This is a genomic window from Nostoc sp., assembly GCF_036916975.1.
Lineage (GTDB): Bacteria > Cyanobacteriota > Cyanobacteriia > Cyanobacteriales > Nostocaceae > Nostoc.
Genome location: NZ_JBALFF010000019.1, coordinates 1 through 21,648 on the forward strand (window position 1 = coordinate 1; position 21,648 = coordinate 21,648).

Sequence of the window (21,648 nt, forward strand, 5' to 3'; positions counted from 1 at the left end):
CCTTAATAAGGAGAGGGACATTGAATTACCCAAAACAACAGAAAAACCTCACCCTGTCCTATGGGACATCCCTCTCCTTAATAAGGAGAGGGACAGGTTTTACGCAGTAAAACCAGGGTGAGGTCTTTCATGGACATTTGGAATTCGGCAAAGCGCAGAGCTTAGACCCTACTTTGATCAGAAACTCCTGACTTAGTAAAAATAATTAAAGCCAGATGAAAACTATTGTTGTATATATCCTATAATTTTTTATATTACGGTATTCAGCTAATAATGCCGTAGATTTAAGGATAAATTCTGATGAGCAAGTTGCAACAACTGACACAATTAAGTAAATTCCTAGCTGAAGGGATGCAGACTATAGAATGCTATCAACACACAATTAGGAGTTGGTTCAATAGACACACTGTGCAAAGCTTTGTGAGTCTGTTTCTCATAAGTACTTTTTTGAGTATAGCAGTTGCCTCCTGCTCTGGAAGCAGTTCAGCTAGCAAAAATGATGTTAAGCTAAAACTGGTTTCTTTCTCTGTCACCAAAGCAGCTCATGACCAGATAATCCCCAAATTTGCCCAAAAGTGGAAGCAAGAACATAACCAAAACGTGACATTTGAGCAAAGTTATGGAGGTTCTGTAGCTCAAGCGGCTGCTGTCATTGCAGGTTCGCAAGAAGCAGACATAGTACATTTGGCACTTCCCCTAGATGTGAACAAAATTGCTCTTGCAGGTTTGATTAAATCAGGCTGGGAAATCAAAGCTCCTAGAAGTGGTATTGTTAGTAGATCGGTGGCTGCGATCGTCACGCGCGAAGGCAACCCCAAAGGGATCAATACTTGGGCAGACTTAGCAAAAGATGGCGTAAAAGTGATAGCAGCTAACCCAAAAACTTCTGGTATTGCTATCTGGGAATTCTTGGCTTTTTGGGGTTCGGTAACTCTAACAGGCGGTGATGAGGCGAAAGCGCTAGATTATGTGACTAAAGTTTATAAAAATACTCCTATTTTAACGAAAGATGCCCGTGAAGCTAGCGATTTATTCTTCCAAAAAGGTCAGGGGGATGTCTTAATCAACTACGAAAATGAGGTAATTTTGGCGGGTAAAAATGGGACAAAGTTGCCTTATATTGTACCACAAGTGAATATTTCTATTGATAATCCCGTCGCAGTAGTCGATAAAAACGTTGATAAGCACGGTACTAGAGAAATTGCACAAGCATTTGTTGATTTTCTTTACTCAACAGAAGCTCAACGGGAATTTGCAAAATTACAATATCGTCCTGTTAATCCTACGGTTACTCAAGAAGTAGCCTTACAACATTCGCCAATTAAAACTTTATTCACATCTCAAGATTTAGGTGGCTGGGATATTATCCAGAATAAGTTTTTTAGAGATGGGGCAATTTTTGACAAAGTGCAAGCTGCAAATAAAGCATAATATTTATTTTCTCATCTAGCATTCTCTAGTTGGAGATAGCCAAGCATGAGCAATTCAGAGTAATTTTATTTAAATTGATAATTTATGAGCTTTCGTAGCCGATTTAAGGATAGCTTTTTTCTAACATCTTTAATGCTTGTTGCCAGCAGCATCACTGCTTGTAATAGCAGCCAAGAATTGAAAAATCAGGTGAGCATTGATGGTGCAGCTGTAGGCTTTCCGATTTCTTTAGCAGTTGCAGAAGAATACGGTAAAGTTAAGCCTGAGGCTGAAGTTAGCGTTGCCTCAAGTGGCACTGGTGGCGGTTTCAGTAAATTTTGTAATGGCGATATTGATATAGCTGGTGCTTCTCGCACCATTAGAGATGAAGAAATCAAAAAATGTAAAAGTAAGAATATTAAATTTGTCGAGTTGCCTGTAGCTTTAGATGGCATCGCCGTGATTGCTAACCGTCAAAATAACTTTGCCAAATGTCTAACTATTAAGGAACTGGGTAAAATTTGGGGCGGCAAATCAGACGGTAAAATATTGACATGGAAACAAGTTAATCCCAAGTTTCCTAACGAAAAGCTGAAGCTGTATGCTCCATCTTCTGATACGGGAACATTCGATTATATGACTCAAGCTGTGACTGGCAAAGCCAAGAATGGCCGTACAGACTACACTGCTAGTCAAAATCAAAACCTTCTCGTACAAGGAGTGTCAGGTGATGTATCAGCCTTGGGTTATGTGGGGATATCTTACTACATTCAAAATCAAGACAAACTGAATCTAGTGGCTGTAAAAGGTTCTACTGGAAAGTGTGAAAAACCGGTTCCGGTGGATAATGTAATTAAAAATATTTATACACCTTTGTCTCGTCCTCTCTTCATCTATGTTAGTAAAAAGTCCTTAGATACTAAGCCAGCAGTAAAAGAATTTGTAGATTTTTATCTAGAAAATTCTTGGAAGTGGGTAGATAGTGTTGGTTATGTAGCATTACCTGATGAAGCTTATGTCAAAGTAAAACAAAAATTTGCTACTGGTGAAACTGGGACAAAGTTTAAAAAGGCAAAACCAGGTGAACCAATCACAAACTTTATTTAAATTAAACCACATCTATCTTGAAACCTATAGTTCTTCCATGATGAAAAGTATTTGCCCTCATCCCCCAACCTATCCCCCAAATCTGGGAGAAGGGGAGCGAGAATTTCAAACTCCCTCTCCCAGATTTGGGAGAGGGATTTAGGGAGAGGGTGAAAACTACGGTTCTCAGCTTAGATAAGGTTTAAGTCTCAGGCATGGTAGTTTAATTTTAGTGAGAAGTTAATTGTTTATGCAAAATACCAATTTTCAAGACGCTCCTTATCTACAATCTAGAGATTCACTGGATAAAAATCTATCGGAAGATATATCTGAAAAGATTATTGCAGTGATTTTATTTGCTTGTGCTTTAGTCTCAGTTTTGACTACCTTTGGTATTGTCGTAATTATTTTTCAGGAGACATTCAGTTTTTTTGAAGAAGTTTCCTTTGCCCAATTCTTTCTTGATACTAAATGGACACCTTTATTTGCCAATAAACATTTTGGTGTTTGGCCTTTGATTAATGGCACTTTGTTGACTACAGCTATTGCAATGGCAGTTGCTATTCCTTTAGGTTTATGTTCTGCTATTTATTTAAGTGAGTATGCACAACCCAAAGTAGCAGCAATTTTACGTCCAGCAGTAGAACTTTTAGCGGGAGTACCTACAGTAGTATATGGTTACTTTGCGCTGTTGTTCCTTACACCATTGCTGCGAAATTTTCTCCCTGTGGAAATATTCAACGCTTTGAGTGCGGGGATAATGATGGGGGTAATGATTACTCCTACTGTTGGTTCTATCAGCTTAGATGCCATCCGAGCAGTTCCACGTTCTTTGAGAGAAGGAGCTTATGCTTTAGGTATCACTAAACTAGAAACCATTTTTAAAGTAGTTCTACCAGCCGCACTTTCTGGAATTATAGCTTCGATTATTTTGGGTATTTCTCGAGCGGTGGGTGAAACAATGACTGTCCTCATCGCCGCCGGACAGCAACCAAGACTAACTATTAATTTTGCAGAATCAATAGAAACAATGACAGCCTACATGGCACAAATTTCTGGTGGAGATAGTCCGCGTGGTAGCCTCAATTTCAAAACATTATATGCTGTAGGTGCTGTTCTATTTCTACTTACCCTTGCTTTAAATATTGTTAGTTACTGGCTTGCAAATCGCTTTAAAGAAAAATACGACTAAATAGATATGGCAACACCTTATCAACAAGATGATTCTCTAGATTCTGCGGCAGAATTTACCGATAATGTTCAAAGTAGGGAGACATTAGGAAAACTATTTGAAGTAATTTTTTTATTAGGATTGCTGATTGGTTTATTTATCCTAGTATTGCTACTTTTTGATATTTTTAAAGATGGATTAGGCAGATTTTTGTCACCCGGCTTTCTCACGGAAACTCCTTCTCGTTTTCCTGACCAAGGTGGTATTCGTCCTGCAATTATCAGCAGCATTCTTTTAGGGTTGGTTGTGATTTTGGTTACTGTCCCTATTGGTGTCGGAGCAGCTTTATATCTAGAAGAGTATGCACCTAGAGCTTGGTGGACAGCAATTATTGAGATTAATATCAGTAATCTGGCGGGTGTACCTTCTATTGTTTATGGATTGCTGGGTTTAGGGGTTTTCAATTATTTACTTGGGTTTGGCCCCGCTTTGATTTCTGGTGCATTTACTTTATCTTTGTTGTCTTTACCAGTAATTATTGTCACTTCTAGAGAAGCAATTCGTGCTGTCCCAGATTCACTGAGAAATGCTTCTTACGGATTAGGTGTGACAAAATGGCGAACTATCAGTAATCATGTTATACCCTATGCGGTTCCTGGTATTCTGACGGGGGTGATTATCTCTGTATCCCGCGCTATTGGTGATGCAGCCTCTTTGATTGTTGTAGGTGCTGTGGGTTTTCTCACCTTTAACCCTGGTTTGTTTCAGAGATTTATGGCATTACCCATTCAAATTTACAGTTATATAACTCGTCCTGAACCGGGTTTTGCTAGTGCAGCAGCAGCGACAATTATTGCGTTGTTAATCTTGATTTTGGTTTTAAATGGTGTAGCAATTTATATTCGACAACGCTTTTCAATAACTTAGGTAATTAAATATCTAATTAGATACATTCACAGATATTGGAGTTCAAGCAAATGACTTATAGCAATAGTAGAAGTAAATCAGATAGTGCCACGATAGATCAAGATAAGAGCGTCTTCAATGTTGAAGGTGTAAAGGTCTATTATGGAGGATTTCTGGCACTTTTAGATGTCTATATAAAGATTCCTGAAAAACAAATTATTGCTTTTATTGGGCCTTCAGGATGTGGTAAAAGTACCTTACTGCGTTGCTTCAACCGGATGAATGATTTAATCCCTGGTGCTAAGGTTGAGGGTAGACTGAATTACCGCGATCGCAATATTTACGATCCTAAGATAAATTCTGTAAAATTACGCCGCCAAATCGGAATGGTTTTTCAAAGACCGAATCCTTTCCCTAAGTCAATATACGAAAATATTTCCTTTGGCCCGCGTGCTAATGGTTATAAAGGTAACATCGATGAATTGGTGGAAGATTCCCTCAGACGCGCTGCTATCTGGGATGAAGTCAAGGATAAACTCAAAGAGAAGGGTACTGCATTATCTGGCGGACAACAGCAACGGCTTTGTATTGCTCGTGCGATCGCAATGAAACCAGATGTATTATTAATGGATGAACCATGTTCTGCTCTCGACCCAATTTCTAGCCGCCAAGTAGAAGAACTCTGCTTAGAACTTAAGCAGCAATACACCATAATTATGGTAACTCACAATATGCAGCAAGCTTCTAGAATTGCAGATTTCACGGCTTTCTTCAATACAGAAATTGACGAGCATGGTAAACGTCGCGGAAAATTAGTTGAGTTTAATCCTACAGTCCAAATGTTCAGTTCTCCTCAAACCAAAGAAGCTGAAGATTATATCAGTGGACGGTTTGGTTAAAGAGGCATAACAGCAGAAGGGGAAAGGTATAGCGTTTCTCGGTTGGATGCATTACAGTTTTCACCTCTCTCCGAGTCGGAGCTATGGTGTACACACAAGTCGAAAAATTCTTTACCCAACATTTTTATCAGAGTGAAACTGTCACACAGACAGGCAATCCCGCCCTGAACTGAAGTTCAGGGCTGATAGCCCAAGTCCACTCAAGTGGACTGAATTAATCATTTAGTCCACTTGAGTGGACTTTAGCTATGAGACTCGGAATTTATTCCGAGGCGGGATAGAAACGCAGTACGAGATTTATTAATGAAGATATGGCTGCGACAAGACTTGTGTGTACACCATAGCCTACAAGGAGAGAGGCTTTGAGTCTTAATAACGATAAATAAAAGGTATACAGTGGAAATTCAAGAATTAAAACCAATAATTTATTTAAATAGTTCCATTGTAAATACTGCCATCTGGCATGATGGTTCTACAGAAAATAGAATCTTTAACCATCTCCTGAATAAACTCAATCTCAGCACCAGTCAAGTCAGCATCAGTCAAATTTGCACCCCGCATGACAACGTTTCGCAGACAAGCGTTAGTTAACTTGGCATCGGTCAAATCAGCACCATCAAGGTTAACGTATCTGAGATCAGCACTAGTCAGATCAGCCCCTCGCAAGTTGGTGTTTCGCAAACAGGTTTGTCCCAACTGAGCACCTTTGAGGTTAGCTCCACTCAAATTGCTCTCCTCCATAAAAATCTCGCCAACGGACGAATTACTTAAATTGATTCCGCTCAAATTGGCTCGATACAATTCATCAGATCCCTCAATGTTAATGAAGGAGAAATCTCTTTCCCCTGCCGCGTAAAGTTGCAACAACTCTTCAACATCGATACTTCTACTAATAACCATAATGTCTCTTCAGATGTACGGAGTTTTTTCAGAAATCAAATACTAGTTCTATAACAGAATTATTTTTACAGTCGATATTGATTCCAAAGACATCGAAATTTACGCGATTGGTGCGAGAGGAGATGTTTATAAAAAATAATTAGTAATTTAATACCTGGGAATTACCAAAGTAATTCTGGAAAATATACTGAGGCTTGACAGTATTTAATTAAAGTAACATTTAAGTCTAGTACTTGTATTGTGTATTATGTTTAAGCCACTGTCATTTGCCTTAATTGCAGCTACCGCTCTAGTTGCATCAATCCATAATCCCAGTGCTACTTTAGCTCGAACTTGTGCCTCTAAGTGTGGTTCACACCCAATTCAGTTTACACCTGGGCAACACATCCAGGTTGAAGTTATAAATAGCACACCTAACTTAATCAAAATTCAAAAACCCTCCGGGACTGATGCAATATCCTTGAGTCCAGGACAAAAATTAAGTTTAGAACAAATAGAGGGTACGGAGCCAAATACATCTCTGATATTTTGGAGCGAAAAGGGTTTATCACTACAAGCAATTATCTCGAAACCCAACTTTGGCACATTGCGCCTGGAACTTCGTCCGACTTTGCGATCTCCAGGCGATCGCTCGTTGTATATTATGGATGATGGTAGAATCAACGTGTTTTAACAGAAATGTTATGAGTTATGAGTTATGAGTTAAGAGTTATGAGTTATGAGTTATGAGTTATGAGTTATGAAATAACTTTTAATTAAAAACTCCTAATTTATAACTTCTAATAATTAAAAACTCCTAATTTATAACTCCTAACTCCTAACTCCTAACTCCTAACTCCTAACTCCTAACTCCTAACTCCTAACTCCTAACTCCTAACTTGTATTGTGCTAGACCGACCTGTATCTGAACTATCAAAGCCTCACGGGCGCTTACCCGATCAGCGCTGGCAATTTTATCCACAAAAACCAGATTTTGCCCAAAAGTTGGCAGGTTTGACAAATATTTCACCCATTGTCAGCCAGTTGTTGATTAATCGGGGTATGGAAACACCAGAACAAGTACAAGCATTTTTAAATCCAGAGTCTTTAGTCTTACCTTCGCCGTTAGAAGATTTCCCAGATTTGGCGATTAGTTTGGAGTTGTTGCAAAATGCGATCGCTTCTCAAACAAAAATTGCTATCTGCGGTGATTACGATGCTGATGGGATGACCAGCACTGCTCTACTTTTACGTAGTCTCCGCACTTTAGGCGCACAAGTAGATTATGCTATTCCCAGCCGGATGCACGAAGGTTACGGTATCAATAAACGCATAGTTGAAGAATTCCACAGCGAAGGGGTGGGATTAATTCTGACTGTAGATAATGGCATCTCTGCGTTTGAACCAGTTGCTAGAGCTAGAGAACTTGGTGTTGCAGTGATTATCACCGATCACCATGATATCCCCCAAAAATTACCTCCAGCTAACGCTATTCTCAACCCTAAACTAATAGCCGAATCCTCACCTTATCGGGGTGTTGCTGGTGTTGGTGTTGCCTACATCTTGGCAGTATCTCTAGCACAACAGCTAGGGGAGACTAAGGGCTTGATCCAGCCGATGCTAGCACTATTTACACTGGGAACGATCGCAGATTTAGCCCCCTTAACTGGCGTAAATCGCCGTTGGGTGAAACGTGGTTTACAACATTTACCCAAATCCAACTTAGCTGGAGTACAGGCGTTAATTCAGGTAGGCGGCGTACAGGCGAGGGGAGAGGGAGCAGGGGAGCAGGGGAGCAGGGGAGAAAATCCAAAATCCAAAATCCAAAATCCAAAATCGCTCAAGCCTGAAGATATCGGGTTTCGCTTGGGGCCACGAATTAATGCTATTGGTCGGATTGGTAATCCCCAGACTGTGATTGAATTGCTGACTACAGATGATATGGGGGTGGCGCTGGAACTTGCAATGCAGTGCGAACAAGTCAACGCCTCTCGCCAGGAGATGTGTCAGCAAATTGAACAAGAAGCGATCGCTTATGTAGAGACAGAATTTGTTGCATCTCTACAGCAAGACCGTGTATTAATTGTTGTTCAACCAAATTGGCATCATGGCGTTATTGGGATTGTCGCCTCCCGCTTAGTAGAACGCTACGGCGTTCCCGTGTTCATCGGTACTTATGAGGATGAGGGACATATACGCGGTTCTGCACGCTCAATTCCAGAGTTTCATGTGTTTGAAGCTTTGGAATATTGTCACGATTTACTAGGGAAATTTGGCGGACATAAAGCAGCCGGAGGATTTTCTTTACCAGCAGAGAATTTACAGATGGTGCGATCGCGTTTGATTGAGTTTGCTAACCAGTGTCTTGAACCGCAGCATCTCAAGCCTCTGCTCAAAATTGATGCCGAAGTCAACCTCAATCACATCAATCAGCAGCTTTATCAACAGCTTAATGCTCTACACCCCTGCGGTATGGACAACCCCGATCCAGTTTTCTGGACGCCTAATGTTCAAGTGGTTGAGCAAAAAATTGTTGGTAAGGGTCACATTAAACTGACAATTGCCCAAACTGTTGATAATCAGGAGTATAAAATTAAAGCGATCGCTTGGCGTTGGGGCGACTATTTCCGCTTACCGCCGCGAGTCGATGTTGCTTACAAACTACGAGAAAATTACTTTAACGGTAACACCACCATCGAGCTAGAATTAATAGGAGTCAGATTGCCAATTCAGCTTCAACAATTTTTTACTTCGCCACCTACCCCGTCAATTACCACCTTTGAGTACAATCAGCGACAGTATACTTGTGGTTTTTATAAAAACGGTATTGAAGCAGAATTAAGAATTAAAAATACTGAAGGGAAAGTCTTAGCCATGCAGCCAGGACATATAATCGGTTTACTCGGCACTAATCGTCAAAACGCCAAAGAAGTTGATATCTCTCAGCCGCAGTATGACAGTATTATCCAAGCTGCCCTTCAGGCTTTATCAGTTAGGAGTTAGGAGTTAGGAGTTAGGAGTTAGGAGTTAGGAGTTTGGAGTTTGGAGTTTGGAGTTTGGAGTTAGGAGTTAGGAGTTAGGAGTTTGGAGTTTGGAGTTTGGAGTTTGGAGTTTGGAGTTTGGAGTTTTTAATTAACTTAGGAACGTGGATTAAATAAAATGCAAAACTTCACCAATTATCTAGCCTCCCTCTCCTTTATAAGGAGAGGGATTGAGGGTGAGGTAAGCTAGGGACATAAATTGTATGTTATTTAATTTTTGTTCCTTATCACAAGTGATACAGTGACACTGTGAGTACTGATTTTTGAGTTATGAGTTATGAGTTGAGAATAAAATTTAATTCCTCACTCCTAACTCCTCACTCCTAACTCTCAATCAGCACTCAGAACTGTTATTATAGGTTGCCGTTGCGAAAAGCCAGCAAAAAGATTACCACTGGTCCAGCAATCACAATTAGCGCCACGGACAGCAATTGGAAAATAACTTCCCAATTGATACTGGTAAAAGCGTTAAACAAAGAGTCAAACATTTTTCTTTTTCTCCTCTCAATTGCCTTAAAAAATTCAATAACTTAATTACAAAACCCGCAATCGATCATATCTGGCTATGGCCTATTAGATTTAATTTACTTAACAAAATTATAAGAAAAGACATAAAAACGTAAAATAGGCATTGGGCATGGCTCAAAAATTCATAGTTCTTCCTCCCCTGCCCCCTGCCTCCTACTCCCTACTCCCTACTCCCTACTCCCCAATCCAAAATGGCAACTTGGCAATGTGTAAAAGAATGTGGAGCCTGCTGTAATCTCGATCCAGCAGAACGTCCAGATTTGGATGAGTATCTCTCTCCACCAGAACTAGAACTCTACCTCAGCATGGTAGGCGAAGATGGATGGTGCGTTAACTTCGACCATACCACGCGAGAATGTCGCATCTACTCAGATCGTCCGCGCTTCTGCCGTGTGGAATCAGAAGTGTTTCAAGATATGTATGGGGTTGAACCAGAAGAAGTTAACGATTTTGCTATTGACTGCTGTCGCCAGCAAATAGAAGGAGTATACGGCGATCGCAGTCTGGAAATACTACGCTTCAATAAAACTGTTGGGCTGTAACACTCCCCGATTGTTCGTTTTAGTATCTGGAGTTGCAATTTATTACAACAATCTGAGAATATGATAGAAATATGAAAACAACCTCGCAACAAAACTATTGCTTGTGAAACTTGACTCTGCTCCTTTGGACATTTCTGGCATACCTCAGACTGAGATCGAGCTAAAACCCAAAGACAGCAATGATTTTAACTTAACTCCTGCGATCGCTCCCTCAGTTCAGGCTGTAGTTGCCGATAGTCCTCAGAACCAGCAATCAGCACTAGTAGTTTTTGGTACAACTTTTATAACCATTTTTCTAGCAGAAATTGGAGATAAGACTCAGCTATCCACCCTATTAATGAGTGCAGAATCTCATTCGCCGTGGGTGGTATTTATGGGATCTGCGGCGGCGCTGATAACCACCAGCTTATTAGGCGTGCTTTTAGGTAGTTGGATAGCCACCCGACTCAGCCCCAAAACTGTAGAAAAATCAGCAGGCGTAATGTTGTTAGTAATTTCCCTAATGCTCTTTTGGGATGTATTTCAAGGTTAGTTACAAGTTTGGAGTTAGGAGTTAGGAGTTAGGAGTTAGGAGTTAGGAGTTTGGAGTTTGGAGTTTGGAGTTAGGAGTTAGGAGTTAGGAGTTTGGAGTTTGGAGTTTGGAGTTTGGAGTTTGGAGTTTGGAGTTTGGAGTTAGGAGTTAGGAGTTAGGAGTTTGGAGTTAGGAGTTTGGAGTTTGGAGTTAGGAGTTTGGAGTTTGGAGTTTGGAGTTAGGAGTTTGGAGTTAGGAGTTTGGAGTTTGGAGTTTGGAGTTAGGAGTTTGGAGTTTGGAGTTAGGAGTTAGGAGTTTGGAGTTTGGAGTTAGGAGTTAGGAGTAAAAAGTTCTCCCTCATCTCCCTCATGTCCCTCATCTCCCCACTCCCCACTCCCACTTAACTAGTTCCGTGGGTTTAAGTCCCCCGGTTCTAAAACCGGTAAGTAATGCGATTGGGGTTAAATCCCCATTACAAAACAAAATTTACGAATTACGAATTACGAATTATTTTAACAATATGAATTGGCATCTTTTAGGACTAAGCTTTATTACAGTTTTTTTATCAGAATTGGGTGACAAAAGTCAGCTAGCGGCGATCGCACTTTCAGGACGTTATAATTCTGGGCGTGCAGTATTTTTGGGTGCAGCAGGCGCATTGCTGTTGACAAGTCTGTTGGGAGCATTAGCAGGAGGTGCAGTAGCAGAATTATTACCTACGCGCTTGTTAAAAGCGATCGCTGCTGTGGGATTTGCCATCCTCGCTGCACGCCTGCTTTTATTTAACAATGAACCATCGGCAGATTCTGAACAAACACCTTAAAGAAGAATTCCGAATCCAGAATCCAGAAATCAGAATTACTCTTCGTGGGGGATTGGAACCCGCCAAGGTTTTAAATATCATAATTATGTCCGCCAAATTACCCATAATAAAATAACCCCCTCCTCGCAAGCTCTTAGGGAGACAAAGCACAGCTTTGGCGGGGTGGGGTTATCTGGGTTTAATAAATATCACTCAGCCAGACTCGAATTCATAGTGAATTCTAACGCTTCGGCAAAGTGTCTTTGGCTTTGATTTTTAGTTGTGAATTCTTCTTTACAAAGTTTCCCAACCGGTTCCTTTGTAGCCATATTGAAAAATTTCTGGATGCAAAATTTCTGCCAAAATTTCTAGAGAATCTACCAGTCGCGGACCTGGACGATTGAAGTAAGAATTGCCATCAGTGATGTAGACTCTACCAACTTTGGTAGCGTGCAGTTTTTCCCAGTCTGAACGTTGAGTTAATAAATTGGCTTCTTGGCGAGTGCGATTTAAATCAAAGCCACAAGGCATAAAAACAATTACATCAGGATCGGTTGTTAATAGTGTTTCCCACGGCAAAATAGGAGAAGGCTGACCTGTAGCGCAAAATAGAGAATGTCCTCCTGCTAAGTTAACTAATTCAGGAATCCAATTGGCGGCTATCATCAAAGGATCAGTCCACTCGATACAGGCGACAGTAGGCTGTTCATTTAACGAAAGTCCCTGGATTTTATGCTGACAAATTTTGACGCGAGCTTCTAAGTTTTCTATGACATTAACCGAGTCTACGCCAAAGGTGTTACCGACTCGCTCAATGTCAGCCCAAATATCTTGGAGAAGATTGGGTTGTAAAGAAATAATCTGCGGTTTACTGTCAATAAGTGTAGCAACTGCCTTTTCAACATCGTGTAAGGTGACAGCACAAACATCGCACTGGTCTTGAGTGAGAATGTGAGTAGGCTGCAATTTCTCTAAAACATCTGTTTTGATTTGGTAAATACTAAGAGCAGATTGCAATAAATTGCTCACTTGATCGTGAATTTGGCTACTAGAGGCATTGGAGTTTAAGCGTGCTTCGGTACAAATGGGGCGATTGAGGATTTCTGGAGGGTAATCACATTCGTGCGATCGCCCCACAATAGCATCAACCAAGCCTAGTGCCGCTAAAATCTCTGTTCCACCCGGAATCAGGGAAACAATTCTCACATTACTATCCGTCATCGCTCCACCTCCACAAAACCTGCCGTTACTTCAATTTTCGCAAAATTTGAGTCATTAGGCATCTTTCTCTAGGAGAATTAAGCCTGTTTTGGTAGTCAACACTCAGCAATAAATTAAACTCAATATTGGGTATTGGGAAGAGTCTTTCCAGTCCTCATGCCATTTATACAGAATTCTTATCAGTTACAGATCCTAGTCCTTAGACCTAAATTGAAAATACTATACTAGTTTATAGTATAATTACTGAATAGTCTAATTCTTTGAAATGCTAATTATCCCCTGGCAAAAATCACTAGCATCAAGTAATAGAAGCGATGATAAAAATATTAATTTTAACTTCCATCCAGAATCATAAATTTTAATTAGAAAAAATATACATTCGGTTATGAAAAACCAGATCGAGTAGTTGTAGTTATACAAAGACAGTTCTATTTTTTCCATAAAACTGCAAGGCAAAATTATTTTTTCTTGAGGTAAACTAATGCAGGTGGTGTCAACTAGAGATATTAAAGAGCGTAACCAGTCCCAAAACGCTTTACAAATCAAAGAAAATCGTCGGCGAAAACAAAGTCAGACGTTGATGCAGCTGGCAAGAAGCAAGACATTTCAGCAAGGTGATCTCAATGGGGCTTTAAAGGAAATCACAGAGGCTGCTGCTCGGACGCTTTTAGTAAACCGAGTTGGTGTATGGTTATATAATCAAGAACGTTCCAAAATTGAATGCATCGATTTATATGATGTAAGCACCAAGACGCATAGCTTTGGTAACTCGCTTTCAGAAAAAAATTATCCAGCTTATTTTCAGGCTTTAGAAGAAGAACGTACCCTTGCCGCAGATGATGCCATAAACGATAGCAGAACCCGAGAATTATCTGAGTCCTATCTTTCAGTTTTGGGCATCACATCCCTACTGGATGCACCGATTTGGCTAGAGGGCTGTTTGATAGGCGTAGTGTGTCACGAACACATAGGCGAAGAACGCCAATGGACTTTGGAGGAAGAAACTTTTGCTGGCTCAATTGCAGATTTCGTGACCCTAGCTATAGAAGCGAAGGAGCGAAACTTCGTACAAGAAGCATTGCGACAGAGTGAGGCGCAATTTCGAGCGATTTTTGAGCATTCTTCTATCGGCATTGGACTTATAGATATGAAAGCGCAGATAGTCGATACTAATATGGCAGTGTGCGAGATTTTAGGATATAGCAAAGAAGAGTTATACGGCAAGCGCTTTACAGATTACATTTCCATACAAAGGGAGGATTTAAAACTTTACAAACAACTAATGTCAGGAATGAATACAAACTTGAAGAGAACTTCGAGGGTAGGCTTTCAACCCTCTAAACATCAGGAACAGTTTGTCGAAAGACATCGGATTGAGATGGAAAAACGCTGCCTGCATCAAAACGGTAGCTTAATTTGGACTCATATCTCTGTTTCTGTTATACCAGGCAGCAATGGCGAACCTGAGTTTTTTCTAGCGATGATTGAAGACATTACTGAACGTAAGGAAACAGAGTTGAAACTTCGGGCTTCTCAAGAAGCAGCAGAAGCTGCCAATCGAGCAAAAAGTGAATTTTTAGCAACCATGAGCCATGAGTTGCGGACGCCTCTTAATGCAATTATGGGTTTGTCGCAGTTGTTGCAAGAAGAAATAGTTGGCTCTCTCAATGAAAAGCAGAACGAATATGTAAGTTGTATATATAGTAGTGGTGAACATCTGCTGGCACTGATTAACGATATCCTCGATTTATCTAAGGTAGAAGCAGAGAAAGAGGAACTGTCAGTTTCACCTTTGCCAGTGTCAGATTTATGTAATTATGCTATATGGACAGTGCGCGATCGCGCCGCAGAAAAGGGATTACAACTCACCTGTAAAATTGACATAGAAGAGGATGTTTGTATTGGTGATGAACGGCGCCTTAAGCAAATGCTACTCAACCTGCTCACCAATGCGATTAAATTCACCCCAGCCGGTCAGGTATCGCTGGTAGCCAAAAAAGTCCCGCAAGGGATAACTTTTACAGTTTCAGATACTGGAATTGGTATAGACTCAAATCAGTTTGAATTTCTATTTGAACCGTTTAAACAGCTTGACAGTCGCTTAAATCGGCAGTATGAAGGCACTGGTTTGGGTTTAGCTTTAACACGCAAATTAGCGCGTTTGCATGGTGGAGATGTAACTGTTATATCGACTTTGGGAAAAGGTAGTCAGTTCACTATATTTCTACCAATTCTACCAAATCCAGTGAATATACAAACAGAGCAAAATGAAGGATATCAGCAAGACACAGCATTAACATCCTCTCCAGCTACCCCCCACAATCAAATCATTTTACTTGTGGAAGAAGAAGAAAATACAGCCATAGTATTGCAAGATTATCTCCAGACAATTGGCTATCAAGTTAAGTGGATAGACAGCGTAAATAACTTTTTAGAACAAGTGCGAAACCTCCAGCCAAACTTGATTTTGTTGGATATCCAGCTAGTAGGTGATACTAGTGGCTGTGATTTGCTAAATGTTCTCAAACAAGAGCCTTATTTCCCAGATTTGCAGGTGGTAATGATGGGCTTTAGTGAACTTTCAGAGGAGAAGCTTTCTATTCTGCAAGCTGGTGCTAACGACTATCTTCTCAAACCAATTCGGGTAGTTCAATTAGAGTCAATATTGACACGATATTTGAGTTATAGCGATTTTCAGATTAATGAAACACCAATTTAGACCGGAGCGATCGCATTCATATTTTTAGTCCCAAAGAGATATTGTAAAATGAAAATAATAGGTGGGGAGTGGGGAATACAGAATAATGCTTTTCGAGTTGAGAGCGAGCTTTTTCAGAAATCAAATCATACTCCTATAAGTAGAAATTTTTCTCATTATCACATGGGGAATCCCAGCTTCTTCAAATATTTGTCCTTCTTCTACAAAGTCCAATTTTTGGTATAAAACTTTTATATATTCTTGGGCGTGAATTACAACTTCTGGAATATTTTTATTAGCAATAACCTCTAGTGCCTTAATCATAATTTTTTTACCAATACCCTGTCCTCTAGCTGTAGACAAAACAGCAAGTCTTTCTATTTTGGCAGTTTTATCATCTAAATATCTAATTCTGGTAGTACCCACAGCTTTTTGATCTAAATAAGCAATCAAATGCTGAGATATTTCATCTTTGCCATCAAACTCTAAAGCGGGATTTACCCCTTGTTCTTCCTGAAAAACTGATTTTCTAATTGCTGCGATCGCTGGAAATTCTTCAGGGAAATCAGCAACTTTTATGACTAAATTACTCATGAAACTCTTTCTGTATTTAGTAATAAAAAAAGGTGGGCATTGCCCACCCTACAAACTTTAACTGGTTCCGTGGGTTTAAGTCCCCCAGTTCAAAAAATAAGCAAGTAATGCGATTGGCGTTAAATCGCACGTTGTAATGCGAGTCGGAAACCGTCCCCACAACAGCACTCTTCATTACAAAACAAAATTGACTTTCCTTGTGTCGAGCGAAGTTGAGGTATTACGAATTACGTACAGCCCTTTGGGCATGAAAACCGCGCAGCGTGCCGGAGGCTCTATTACGAATTACGAATTATTTAATCAGCACCTTCAATTGGTGCAAAACCTTGACGCTGAATATTTTCTGTTACCGCGCGTGGTTCCAAAAATTGCAAGAGGTAATCAGGACCGCCTGCTTTAGAACCTACTCCAGAAAGTTTGAATCCACCAAAGGGTTGCCGCCCAACGATCGCTCCTGTAATATTGCGGTTAATGTACAAATTCCCGACTTCAAATTCTGTCTCTGCCTGCTGAATGTGTGAAGGTGTTCTAGAATAAAGTCCTCCAGTCAAGGCGTAGTTTGTCCCGTTGGCGACTGCTAACGCTTCTTGGAAATCTTTCACCCGAATTACCGCCAGCACCGGGCCAAAAATTTCTTCCTGGGAAATTACCGCATTTGGCGATACTTCACTAAAGATGACTGGCCCGATAAAGTATCCTTGTGCGGGTGCTAGTAATTCCAAGGCTAATTGCGCTTCTGCCTTACCCTTCTCAATATACTCGCGGATGCGATCGCGGGCATTAGCATCAATCACAGGCCCAACTTGTGTACTCGGTAACTCTGCTTCCCCAATATTCAGAGATTTTGTCGCTTCTACCAATCGTTGCACAAAGGCATCATAAATCGGTTGCAGCACAATCACCCTGGAAGCAGCAGAACATTTTTGTCCACTGTAACCAAATGCTGATTGCACTATCCCCACAACCGCTTGGTCTAAATCAGCACTTTCATCGACAATAATCGCATTCTTGCCACCCATTTCCGCAATCACGCGTTTCATGTGCTTTTGTCCGGGTTTTAAGATTGCTGCCTCTGCGTAAATTCTACAGCCGACTTCTTGGGAACCCGTAAAAGCAATTACATGAGTATCTGGATGATTTACCAAATAAGCGCCGACTTGCGAACCCTTGCCAGGTACGTATTGAAATACACCTTTGGGAAAACCAGCATCTACCAAGATTTCTGTGAGTTTGGCTGCAATCACAGAAGATGTTTCCGCAGGTTTTAGGAGAGTACAATTGCCTGAAACCAAAGCTGCAACAGTCATTCCACAAGCGATCGCTAGCGGGAAGTTCCAGGGAGAAATCACTACAACAATACCCCGTGGCTGGTAAATATAACGATTAGTTTCACCGGGAATGTCGTAATTCACACCTTCATCTAACCGTTCTATCTCATCAGCATAGTACCGACAGAAGTCTATGGCTTCCGAAACTTCTCCATCAGCTTCCTTAACTGGTTTCCCAACTTCCAAAACCATCCAAGCGGAAAGTTCGGCGCGGCGGAGTTCCATCAAATCACCTGCTTTCCGCAAAATATCAGCGCGTTGTTTAGCTGGTGTTTTCTTCCACCCAGGAAACGCAGCTTTGGCAGCTTGCATCGCCTGTTCTGCTTGTTCAACGCTAATCAACCCAACTTTACCAACTACCTCGCTGAAATTAGAAGGATTGAGAGAATCAACAAATTCCGGCGGATTAACATATTCGCCATTAATTAGGGGTAAATAAGTTTTACCCAACTGTTGGCGAACGTTTTGGAAAGCTTGCGCGGCTTTCGTTCTTACCTCTTCCTGGGCGTAATCGGTATCAGCAGCACCGAGAAAGTGAGAGTTAGGAATAGAGTTAGGAGTTAGGAGTGAGGAGTTAGGAGTTGGGAGTGAGGAGTTAGGAATGGAGTTAGGAGTTAGGAGTGAGGAGTTGGGAATGGAGTTAGGAGTTGAAGAGTTCTTTTCATCTTTGACAATTGGCGGTGCTAATAATTCTTCAATTGGTCGATTTTCGAGATTTTGCCGTAAGAAAGAACTATTAGCGGTATTTTCTAACAATCGGCGAATTAAATACGCCATTCCAGGTAATAATTCACCGTAGGGGCAGTAAACTCTGACTCGATAACCCCTGTCAACCAAAGCCTTGGCAACTTTATCACCCATACCGTAGAGGACTTGTAATTCAAAGCGACGGCGGGGGACATTTAAACTTTCAGCTATGGCAATGGCGCGAGAGTGCGATCGCACATTATGGCTACCAATGGCAGAATACACATATTGATGATTTTCTAACAACAACTGAGTGATGGTTTCAAAGTTAGCATCAGTTGCCGCTTTGTCGTTGTAAACTGGCTGTTTCCAATGCTTCTGCGCTGCTTTGATAGTTTCTTGATCCCAATATGCGCCTTTCACCAACCGGATTGTCAGGGGATAACCACGTTCTTTCAACCAAGAAATTACGTCTTTAGTATCTTGCTCACTATCACGCAGATATGCTTGTATAGTTATGCCAATATTTGTGCGTTGGCGAAACTCTTCTTCTAGTAGCAGTTTTTTCAGGATGCTGAGAGTTATGTCTTTATAGGCATACTGTTCCATATCAAAATGGACAGCTGCACCTAATTCTTTAGCACGACGTAAGAGAATACGAATGCGATCGCTAACTCGCTCCTCACTACCTTTAGCATCTAATGGGTCAAATTGGGAATAAAACGCCGTTAACTTCACAGAAACCTGAACTTTTGGGATTACTTCGCCATCAGCCTCATCAATAGCCGGGATAGCTGACCAATTTTTTGATGCTTCCACCAATTGTTGCATTAATTCTAGATAGCGTTCTAGATAAGACTGCGCTTCGGCTTCGGTAATTACTGCTTCACCAAGTAAATCAATAGTGAAAGCCATTTTCTCTTTTCGCAGTCGTTCAACAGTTTTGATGACTTGTTTAATATTTTCCCCAGAAATATATTTATGAGCAAGAGTTTCAACGGCTGTACCAACGGTTGTCGCCGCAACTTGTCCCGGCATCGAGTCGGGGTTAGCAAAGTTTAGCATCCCCTTCAAAGCTGCCGGTAATTCTACAGACTCATCGCCTAAATATTCTTGTAAATGAGAGGCAATTTCTGATTTACTATGCAAAGCAGGTAAGGTATCTATAAAGCGAAATAGTTGCACCCGCAACCCAGGATTACTCATCGCCCAAGCTAGTAATTTATCATCCCAGCGCATTTGATCCCGCAGGGAAGAAAAAAATGAACGATTTTCGGACGTTGCTGCTAGAAGTTGTTTAGCAATTTCTTGGGTTTTAGCTTCGTAGGTGCTTGTTTGTACTTGTAATACCACTGATAATAAACTCCTTAATTAATGCAGGGCTTTTTGCAGAAAGCCTGTGTCTTCTATTTTGACTCTTTCATATATCTAGTGGGGAGTTGGGAGTTGGGAGTTGGGGGTTGGGAGTTGGGGGTTAGGAGTTAGGAGTTTGGAGTTTGGAGTTTGGAGTTTGGAGTTTGGAGTTTGGAGTTTGGAGTTTGGAGTTTGGAGTTTGGAGTTGGGGGTTAGGAGTTAGGAGTTAGGAGTTAGGAGTTAGGAGTTAGGAGTTTGGAGTTATAAGAATTCTTTGCCCAATGACCAATGACCAATGACCAATGACCAATGACCAATGACCAATGACCAATGACCAATGACCAATGACCAATGACTGACAAGTGTTATCCTTTGGTTGAGCTATTTCTAACTTGATTAGACAGATGTTGCAGCACAAGAGATTAACTCAGCCATACTAAGAGTGTGGATACTACGTTTATGCCTACAGAAAACCTTACGCATATCTTATTTTCTAACTGGCAACACACACTCCAACCCTTTGGTGTTGACCAAATAGCGGCTGAGAAAGCTTTTAATGATTTGGTTGCAGCTTACTCTACTCCTGGTCGCTACTACCATACAATCAAACACATTGATCGCGTCTTCACCACAATTGGGATTTTGCAAGGCTACACCAACAATCTAGCTGCTGTTCGACTGGCTGCTTGGTTTCACGATGTAGTATATGACACTCAAGCTCAAGATAATGAACAACGAAGTGCAGACTATGCTTTTGAATTGCTGAGTAATTTGGGTATTCCAGAAAGTACTATAGCTACTGTTACCCGTATCATTATGAACACTAAAGACCACCAAGCTGCGGTGGATGACTATGATAGCCAAGTTCTACTTGATGCCGATTTAGCGATTTTGGCTACTAACCAAGTGGAGTATAGAGAATACGCCTATGCCATTCGCCAGGAATATGGCTGGATGGCAGAGGCGGATTATATCACAGGTCGTCAGCAGGTTTTAGAACAATTTTTACAGCGATCGCATATCTACTTTACGCCTTTAATGTCAGAGTTCGCCGAACCATTTGCCCGTGGAAATATTCAAGGAGAAATTCAGTCTTTATTGTCTGGTTAGTTTTATTGCCCTTGGTTATGATGTACCAGTTGCCACTACTCACAAATGTTTGACATGAAGGAATTTGGTAATTAACTGTTTGGCTTGGGGGTCTTGATAGCCATTGGGGAGAGTGATTGCCCTCCAATTCTGAGAACCCTAAAAATGGCGGTTACTAATAAATATTACCAAAACTTTGATGAGAACTCTTCAACAATCACCCTCACTTAGGGCAGTATTCAAAGAAAAAATCGACACCAAAAAATCTACAAAACACCAAGAAATTCATGAAACATTAGGTGATGGCTTTTTAGGTGGATTGGGTTCATTCATGTTTGAAGTGAACCAAGCAACAAATAAATTCAAAGGCAATATGGGGGAATGGGGAGTATCACTACTTTTGCAATCTTTCCCCGATACATGGGTGATATTTAATAATGCTTTAATCCCCACTAACTCAGGCTCTCTAACGGAAATAGACCATCTAATTATCGGTGAGGGTGGTGTTTTTTTAGTAGAGGTCAAAACCTGGAAAGGATCATTTAGCGCTTACAAAGATAAATGGAAACGACGTGAAGGAAACAACTGGGTAGCAGTTGACAATAGTCCGACTTCTCAAAGTATTTACCATCAAAAAATGTTTAGTCAGTGGATTACTTCATTAATGCCTAACCTTCCTAATGGATTTGTTGCGGCTCCAGTAGTCTTCCCCATTGCTAAATGGATAGAAGCAAATGATTGCTCAGTTCCAGTTTTACAAGGTATCCCTACACTGCTACAGATGATAAATACTTCTCCTGATTGTTTAAGGGGTACAGCCGGGATACGTGCAAAATGGGACACGTTGTAAAGTTATGTAAACAAAAACTCTACAACCCTTGCCAGAACTACCTTCATAATTTC

At 40.8% G+C, this 21,648-nt stretch carries 18 protein-coding genes; 13 read left to right on the forward strand and 5 right to left on the reverse strand.

Annotation, left to right across the window (positions count from 1 at the left end; translation table 11 throughout):
- The first annotated feature begins 300 nt into the window (after positions 1-300).
- From V7K73_RS03740 to pstB, 5 genes are all read left to right on the forward strand, one after another.
- Positions 301-1,431: a sulfate ABC transporter substrate-binding protein gene (locus tag V7K73_RS03740; protein WP_334877258.1), complete on the forward strand. Its 1,131-nt coding sequence runs from the start codon at positions 301-303 to the stop codon at positions 1,429-1,431.
- An 84-nt stretch (positions 1,432-1,515) separates the two neighbouring features.
- Entirely contained in the window at positions 1,516-2,517 is a 1,002-nt protein-coding gene (locus V7K73_RS03745; RefSeq protein ID WP_334877260.1) for a PstS family phosphate ABC transporter substrate-binding protein, read from the forward strand.
- 229 nt (positions 2,518-2,746) lie between these two features.
- On the forward strand, positions 2,747-3,688 hold the full coding sequence (gene pstC, locus V7K73_RS03750) for a phosphate ABC transporter permease subunit PstC (RefSeq protein WP_334877262.1): 942 nt from the start codon (positions 2,747-2,749) through the stop codon (positions 3,686-3,688).
- A 6-nt stretch (positions 3,689-3,694) separates the two neighbouring features.
- Positions 3,695-4,594, forward strand: a complete 900-nt coding sequence (gene pstA / locus V7K73_RS03755; RefSeq protein ID WP_334877264.1) for a phosphate ABC transporter permease PstA — start codon at positions 3,695-3,697, stop codon at positions 4,592-4,594.
- 50 nt (positions 4,595-4,644) lie between these two features.
- Positions 4,645-5,472, forward strand: a complete 828-nt coding sequence (gene pstB / locus V7K73_RS03760) for a phosphate ABC transporter ATP-binding protein PstB (protein WP_334877265.1) — start codon at positions 4,645-4,647, stop codon at positions 5,470-5,472.
- A 429-nt stretch (positions 5,473-5,901) separates the two neighbouring features.
- Here the strand turns inward: pstB and V7K73_RS03765 are convergent, their stop codons facing one another.
- Positions 5,902-6,372 (reverse strand): pentapeptide repeat-containing protein, encoded by a 471-nt coding sequence (locus tag V7K73_RS03765; RefSeq protein ID WP_334877267.1) that lies wholly within the window; start codon positions 6,370-6,372, stop codon positions 5,902-5,904.
- A 247-nt stretch (positions 6,373-6,619) separates the two neighbouring features.
- Here V7K73_RS03765 and V7K73_RS03770 point away from each other — a divergent pair, with 247 nt between their 5' ends.
- Entirely contained in the window at positions 6,620-7,045 is a 426-nt protein-coding gene (locus tag V7K73_RS03770) for a hypothetical protein (protein WP_334877269.1), read from the forward strand.
- A gap of 212 nt (positions 7,046-7,257) precedes the next feature.
- Positions 7,258-9,354: a single-stranded-DNA-specific exonuclease RecJ gene (locus tag V7K73_RS03775; protein WP_334877271.1), complete on the forward strand. Its 2,097-nt coding sequence runs from the start codon at positions 7,258-7,260 to the stop codon at positions 9,352-9,354.
- Between the two features lie 391 nt (positions 9,355-9,745).
- Here the strand turns inward: V7K73_RS03775 and psb30 are convergent, their stop codons facing one another.
- Positions 9,746-9,880 carry a photosystem II reaction center protein Ycf12/Psb30 gene (gene psb30 / locus V7K73_RS03780; RefSeq protein ID WP_199784655.1) on the reverse strand — a complete coding sequence of 45 codons (135 nt, stop codon included), beginning with the start codon at positions 9,878-9,880 and terminating at the stop codon, positions 9,746-9,748.
- A gap of 231 nt (positions 9,881-10,111) precedes the next feature.
- Between psb30 and V7K73_RS03785 the strand changes: the two genes are divergently transcribed.
- The 3 genes from V7K73_RS03785 to V7K73_RS03795 all read left to right on the forward strand — a co-directional run bounded on the left by V7K73_RS03785 (position 10,112) and on the right by V7K73_RS03795 (position 11,796).
- Entirely contained in the window at positions 10,112-10,462 is a 351-nt protein-coding gene (locus tag V7K73_RS03785) for a YkgJ family cysteine cluster protein (protein WP_334877273.1), read from the forward strand.
- Positions 10,463-10,565: 103 nt separating this feature from the next.
- A complete protein-coding gene (locus V7K73_RS03790) occupies positions 10,566-10,994 on the forward strand; it encodes a TMEM165/GDT1 family protein (protein ID WP_334877275.1) in 429 nt (142 codons plus the stop codon).
- 499 nt (positions 10,995-11,493) lie between these two features.
- The gene (locus tag V7K73_RS03795) at positions 11,494-11,796 is read left to right on the forward strand and encodes a TMEM165/GDT1 family protein (protein ID WP_334877277.1); all 303 of its coding nucleotides are present in this window, start codon (positions 11,494-11,496) and stop codon (positions 11,794-11,796) included.
- Positions 11,797-12,069: 273 nt separating this feature from the next.
- Here V7K73_RS03795 and V7K73_RS03800 read toward each other — a convergent pair whose 3' ends face one another.
- A complete protein-coding gene (locus tag V7K73_RS03800; RefSeq protein WP_334877279.1) occupies positions 12,070-12,996 on the reverse strand; it encodes a cobalamin-binding protein in 927 nt (308 codons plus the stop codon).
- 481 nt (positions 12,997-13,477) lie between these two features.
- On the opposite strand from V7K73_RS03800, the gene V7K73_RS03805 reads away from it, so the two are divergent.
- Entirely contained in the window at positions 13,478-15,715 is a 2,238-nt protein-coding gene (locus tag V7K73_RS03805; protein ID WP_334877281.1) for a hybrid sensor histidine kinase/response regulator, read from the forward strand.
- A 120-nt stretch (positions 15,716-15,835) separates the two neighbouring features.
- Here the strand turns inward: V7K73_RS03805 and V7K73_RS03810 are convergent, their stop codons facing one another.
- Positions 15,836-16,288 carry a GNAT family N-acetyltransferase gene (locus V7K73_RS03810; RefSeq protein WP_334877283.1) on the reverse strand — a complete coding sequence of 151 codons (453 nt, stop codon included), beginning with the start codon at positions 16,286-16,288 and terminating at the stop codon, positions 15,836-15,838.
- A 296-nt stretch (positions 16,289-16,584) separates the two neighbouring features.
- Complete coding sequence (gene pruA, locus V7K73_RS03815; protein ID WP_334877285.1) at positions 16,585-19,656, reverse strand: L-glutamate gamma-semialdehyde dehydrogenase; 3,072 nt, start codon at positions 19,654-19,656, stop codon at positions 16,585-16,587.
- A 459-nt stretch (positions 19,657-20,115) separates the two neighbouring features.
- Here pruA and V7K73_RS03820 point away from each other — a divergent pair, with 459 nt between their 5' ends.
- Positions 20,116-20,766 (forward strand): HD domain-containing protein, encoded by a 651-nt coding sequence (locus V7K73_RS03820; protein WP_334877287.1) that lies wholly within the window; start codon positions 20,116-20,118, stop codon positions 20,764-20,766.
- A gap of 178 nt (positions 20,767-20,944) precedes the next feature.
- Positions 20,945-21,595, forward strand: a complete 651-nt coding sequence (locus V7K73_RS03825) for a nuclease-related domain-containing protein (protein WP_334877289.1) — start codon at positions 20,945-20,947, stop codon at positions 21,593-21,595.
- The last annotated feature ends 53 nt before the right edge of the window (positions 21,596-21,648 follow it).

Coding starts and splice junctions, on each gene's coding strand:
- V7K73_RS03740 (WP_334877258.1), top strand. CDS start 301: ATGAGCAAGTTGCAACAACTGACACAATTAAGTAAATTCCTAGCTGAA.
- V7K73_RS03745 (WP_334877260.1), top strand. CDS start 1,516: ATGAGCTTTCGTAGCCGATTTAAGGATAGCTTTTTTCTAACATCTTTA.
- pstC (WP_334877262.1), top strand. CDS start 2,747: ATGCAAAATACCAATTTTCAAGACGCTCCTTATCTACAATCTAGAGAT.
- pstA (WP_334877264.1), top strand. CDS start 3,695: ATGGCAACACCTTATCAACAAGATGATTCTCTAGATTCTGCGGCAGAA.
- pstB (WP_334877265.1), top strand. CDS start 4,645: ATGACTTATAGCAATAGTAGAAGTAAATCAGATAGTGCCACGATAGAT.
- V7K73_RS03765 (WP_334877267.1), bottom strand. CDS start 6,372: ATGGTTATTAGTAGAAGTATCGATGTTGAAGAGTTGTTGCAACTTTAC.
- V7K73_RS03770 (WP_334877269.1), top strand. CDS start 6,620: ATGTTTAAGCCACTGTCATTTGCCTTAATTGCAGCTACCGCTCTAGTT.
- psb30 (WP_199784655.1), bottom strand. CDS start 9,880: ATGTTTGACTCTTTGTTTAACGCTTTTACCAGTATCAATTGGGAAGTT.
- V7K73_RS03785 (WP_334877273.1), top strand. CDS start 10,112: ATGGCAACTTGGCAATGTGTAAAAGAATGTGGAGCCTGCTGTAATCTC.
- V7K73_RS03795 (WP_334877277.1), top strand. CDS start 11,494: ATGAATTGGCATCTTTTAGGACTAAGCTTTATTACAGTTTTTTTATCA.
- V7K73_RS03800 (WP_334877279.1), bottom strand. CDS start 12,996: ATGACGGATAGTAATGTGAGAATTGTTTCCCTGATTCCGGGTGGAACA.
- V7K73_RS03805 (WP_334877281.1), top strand. CDS start 13,478: ATGCAGGTGGTGTCAACTAGAGATATTAAAGAGCGTAACCAGTCCCAA.
- V7K73_RS03810 (WP_334877283.1), bottom strand. CDS start 16,288: ATGAGTAATTTAGTCATAAAAGTTGCTGATTTCCCTGAAGAATTTCCA.
- V7K73_RS03820 (WP_334877287.1), top strand. CDS start 20,116: ATGCCTACAGAAAACCTTACGCATATCTTATTTTCTAACTGGCAACAC.
- V7K73_RS03825 (WP_334877289.1), top strand. CDS start 20,945: ATGAGAACTCTTCAACAATCACCCTCACTTAGGGCAGTATTCAAAGAA.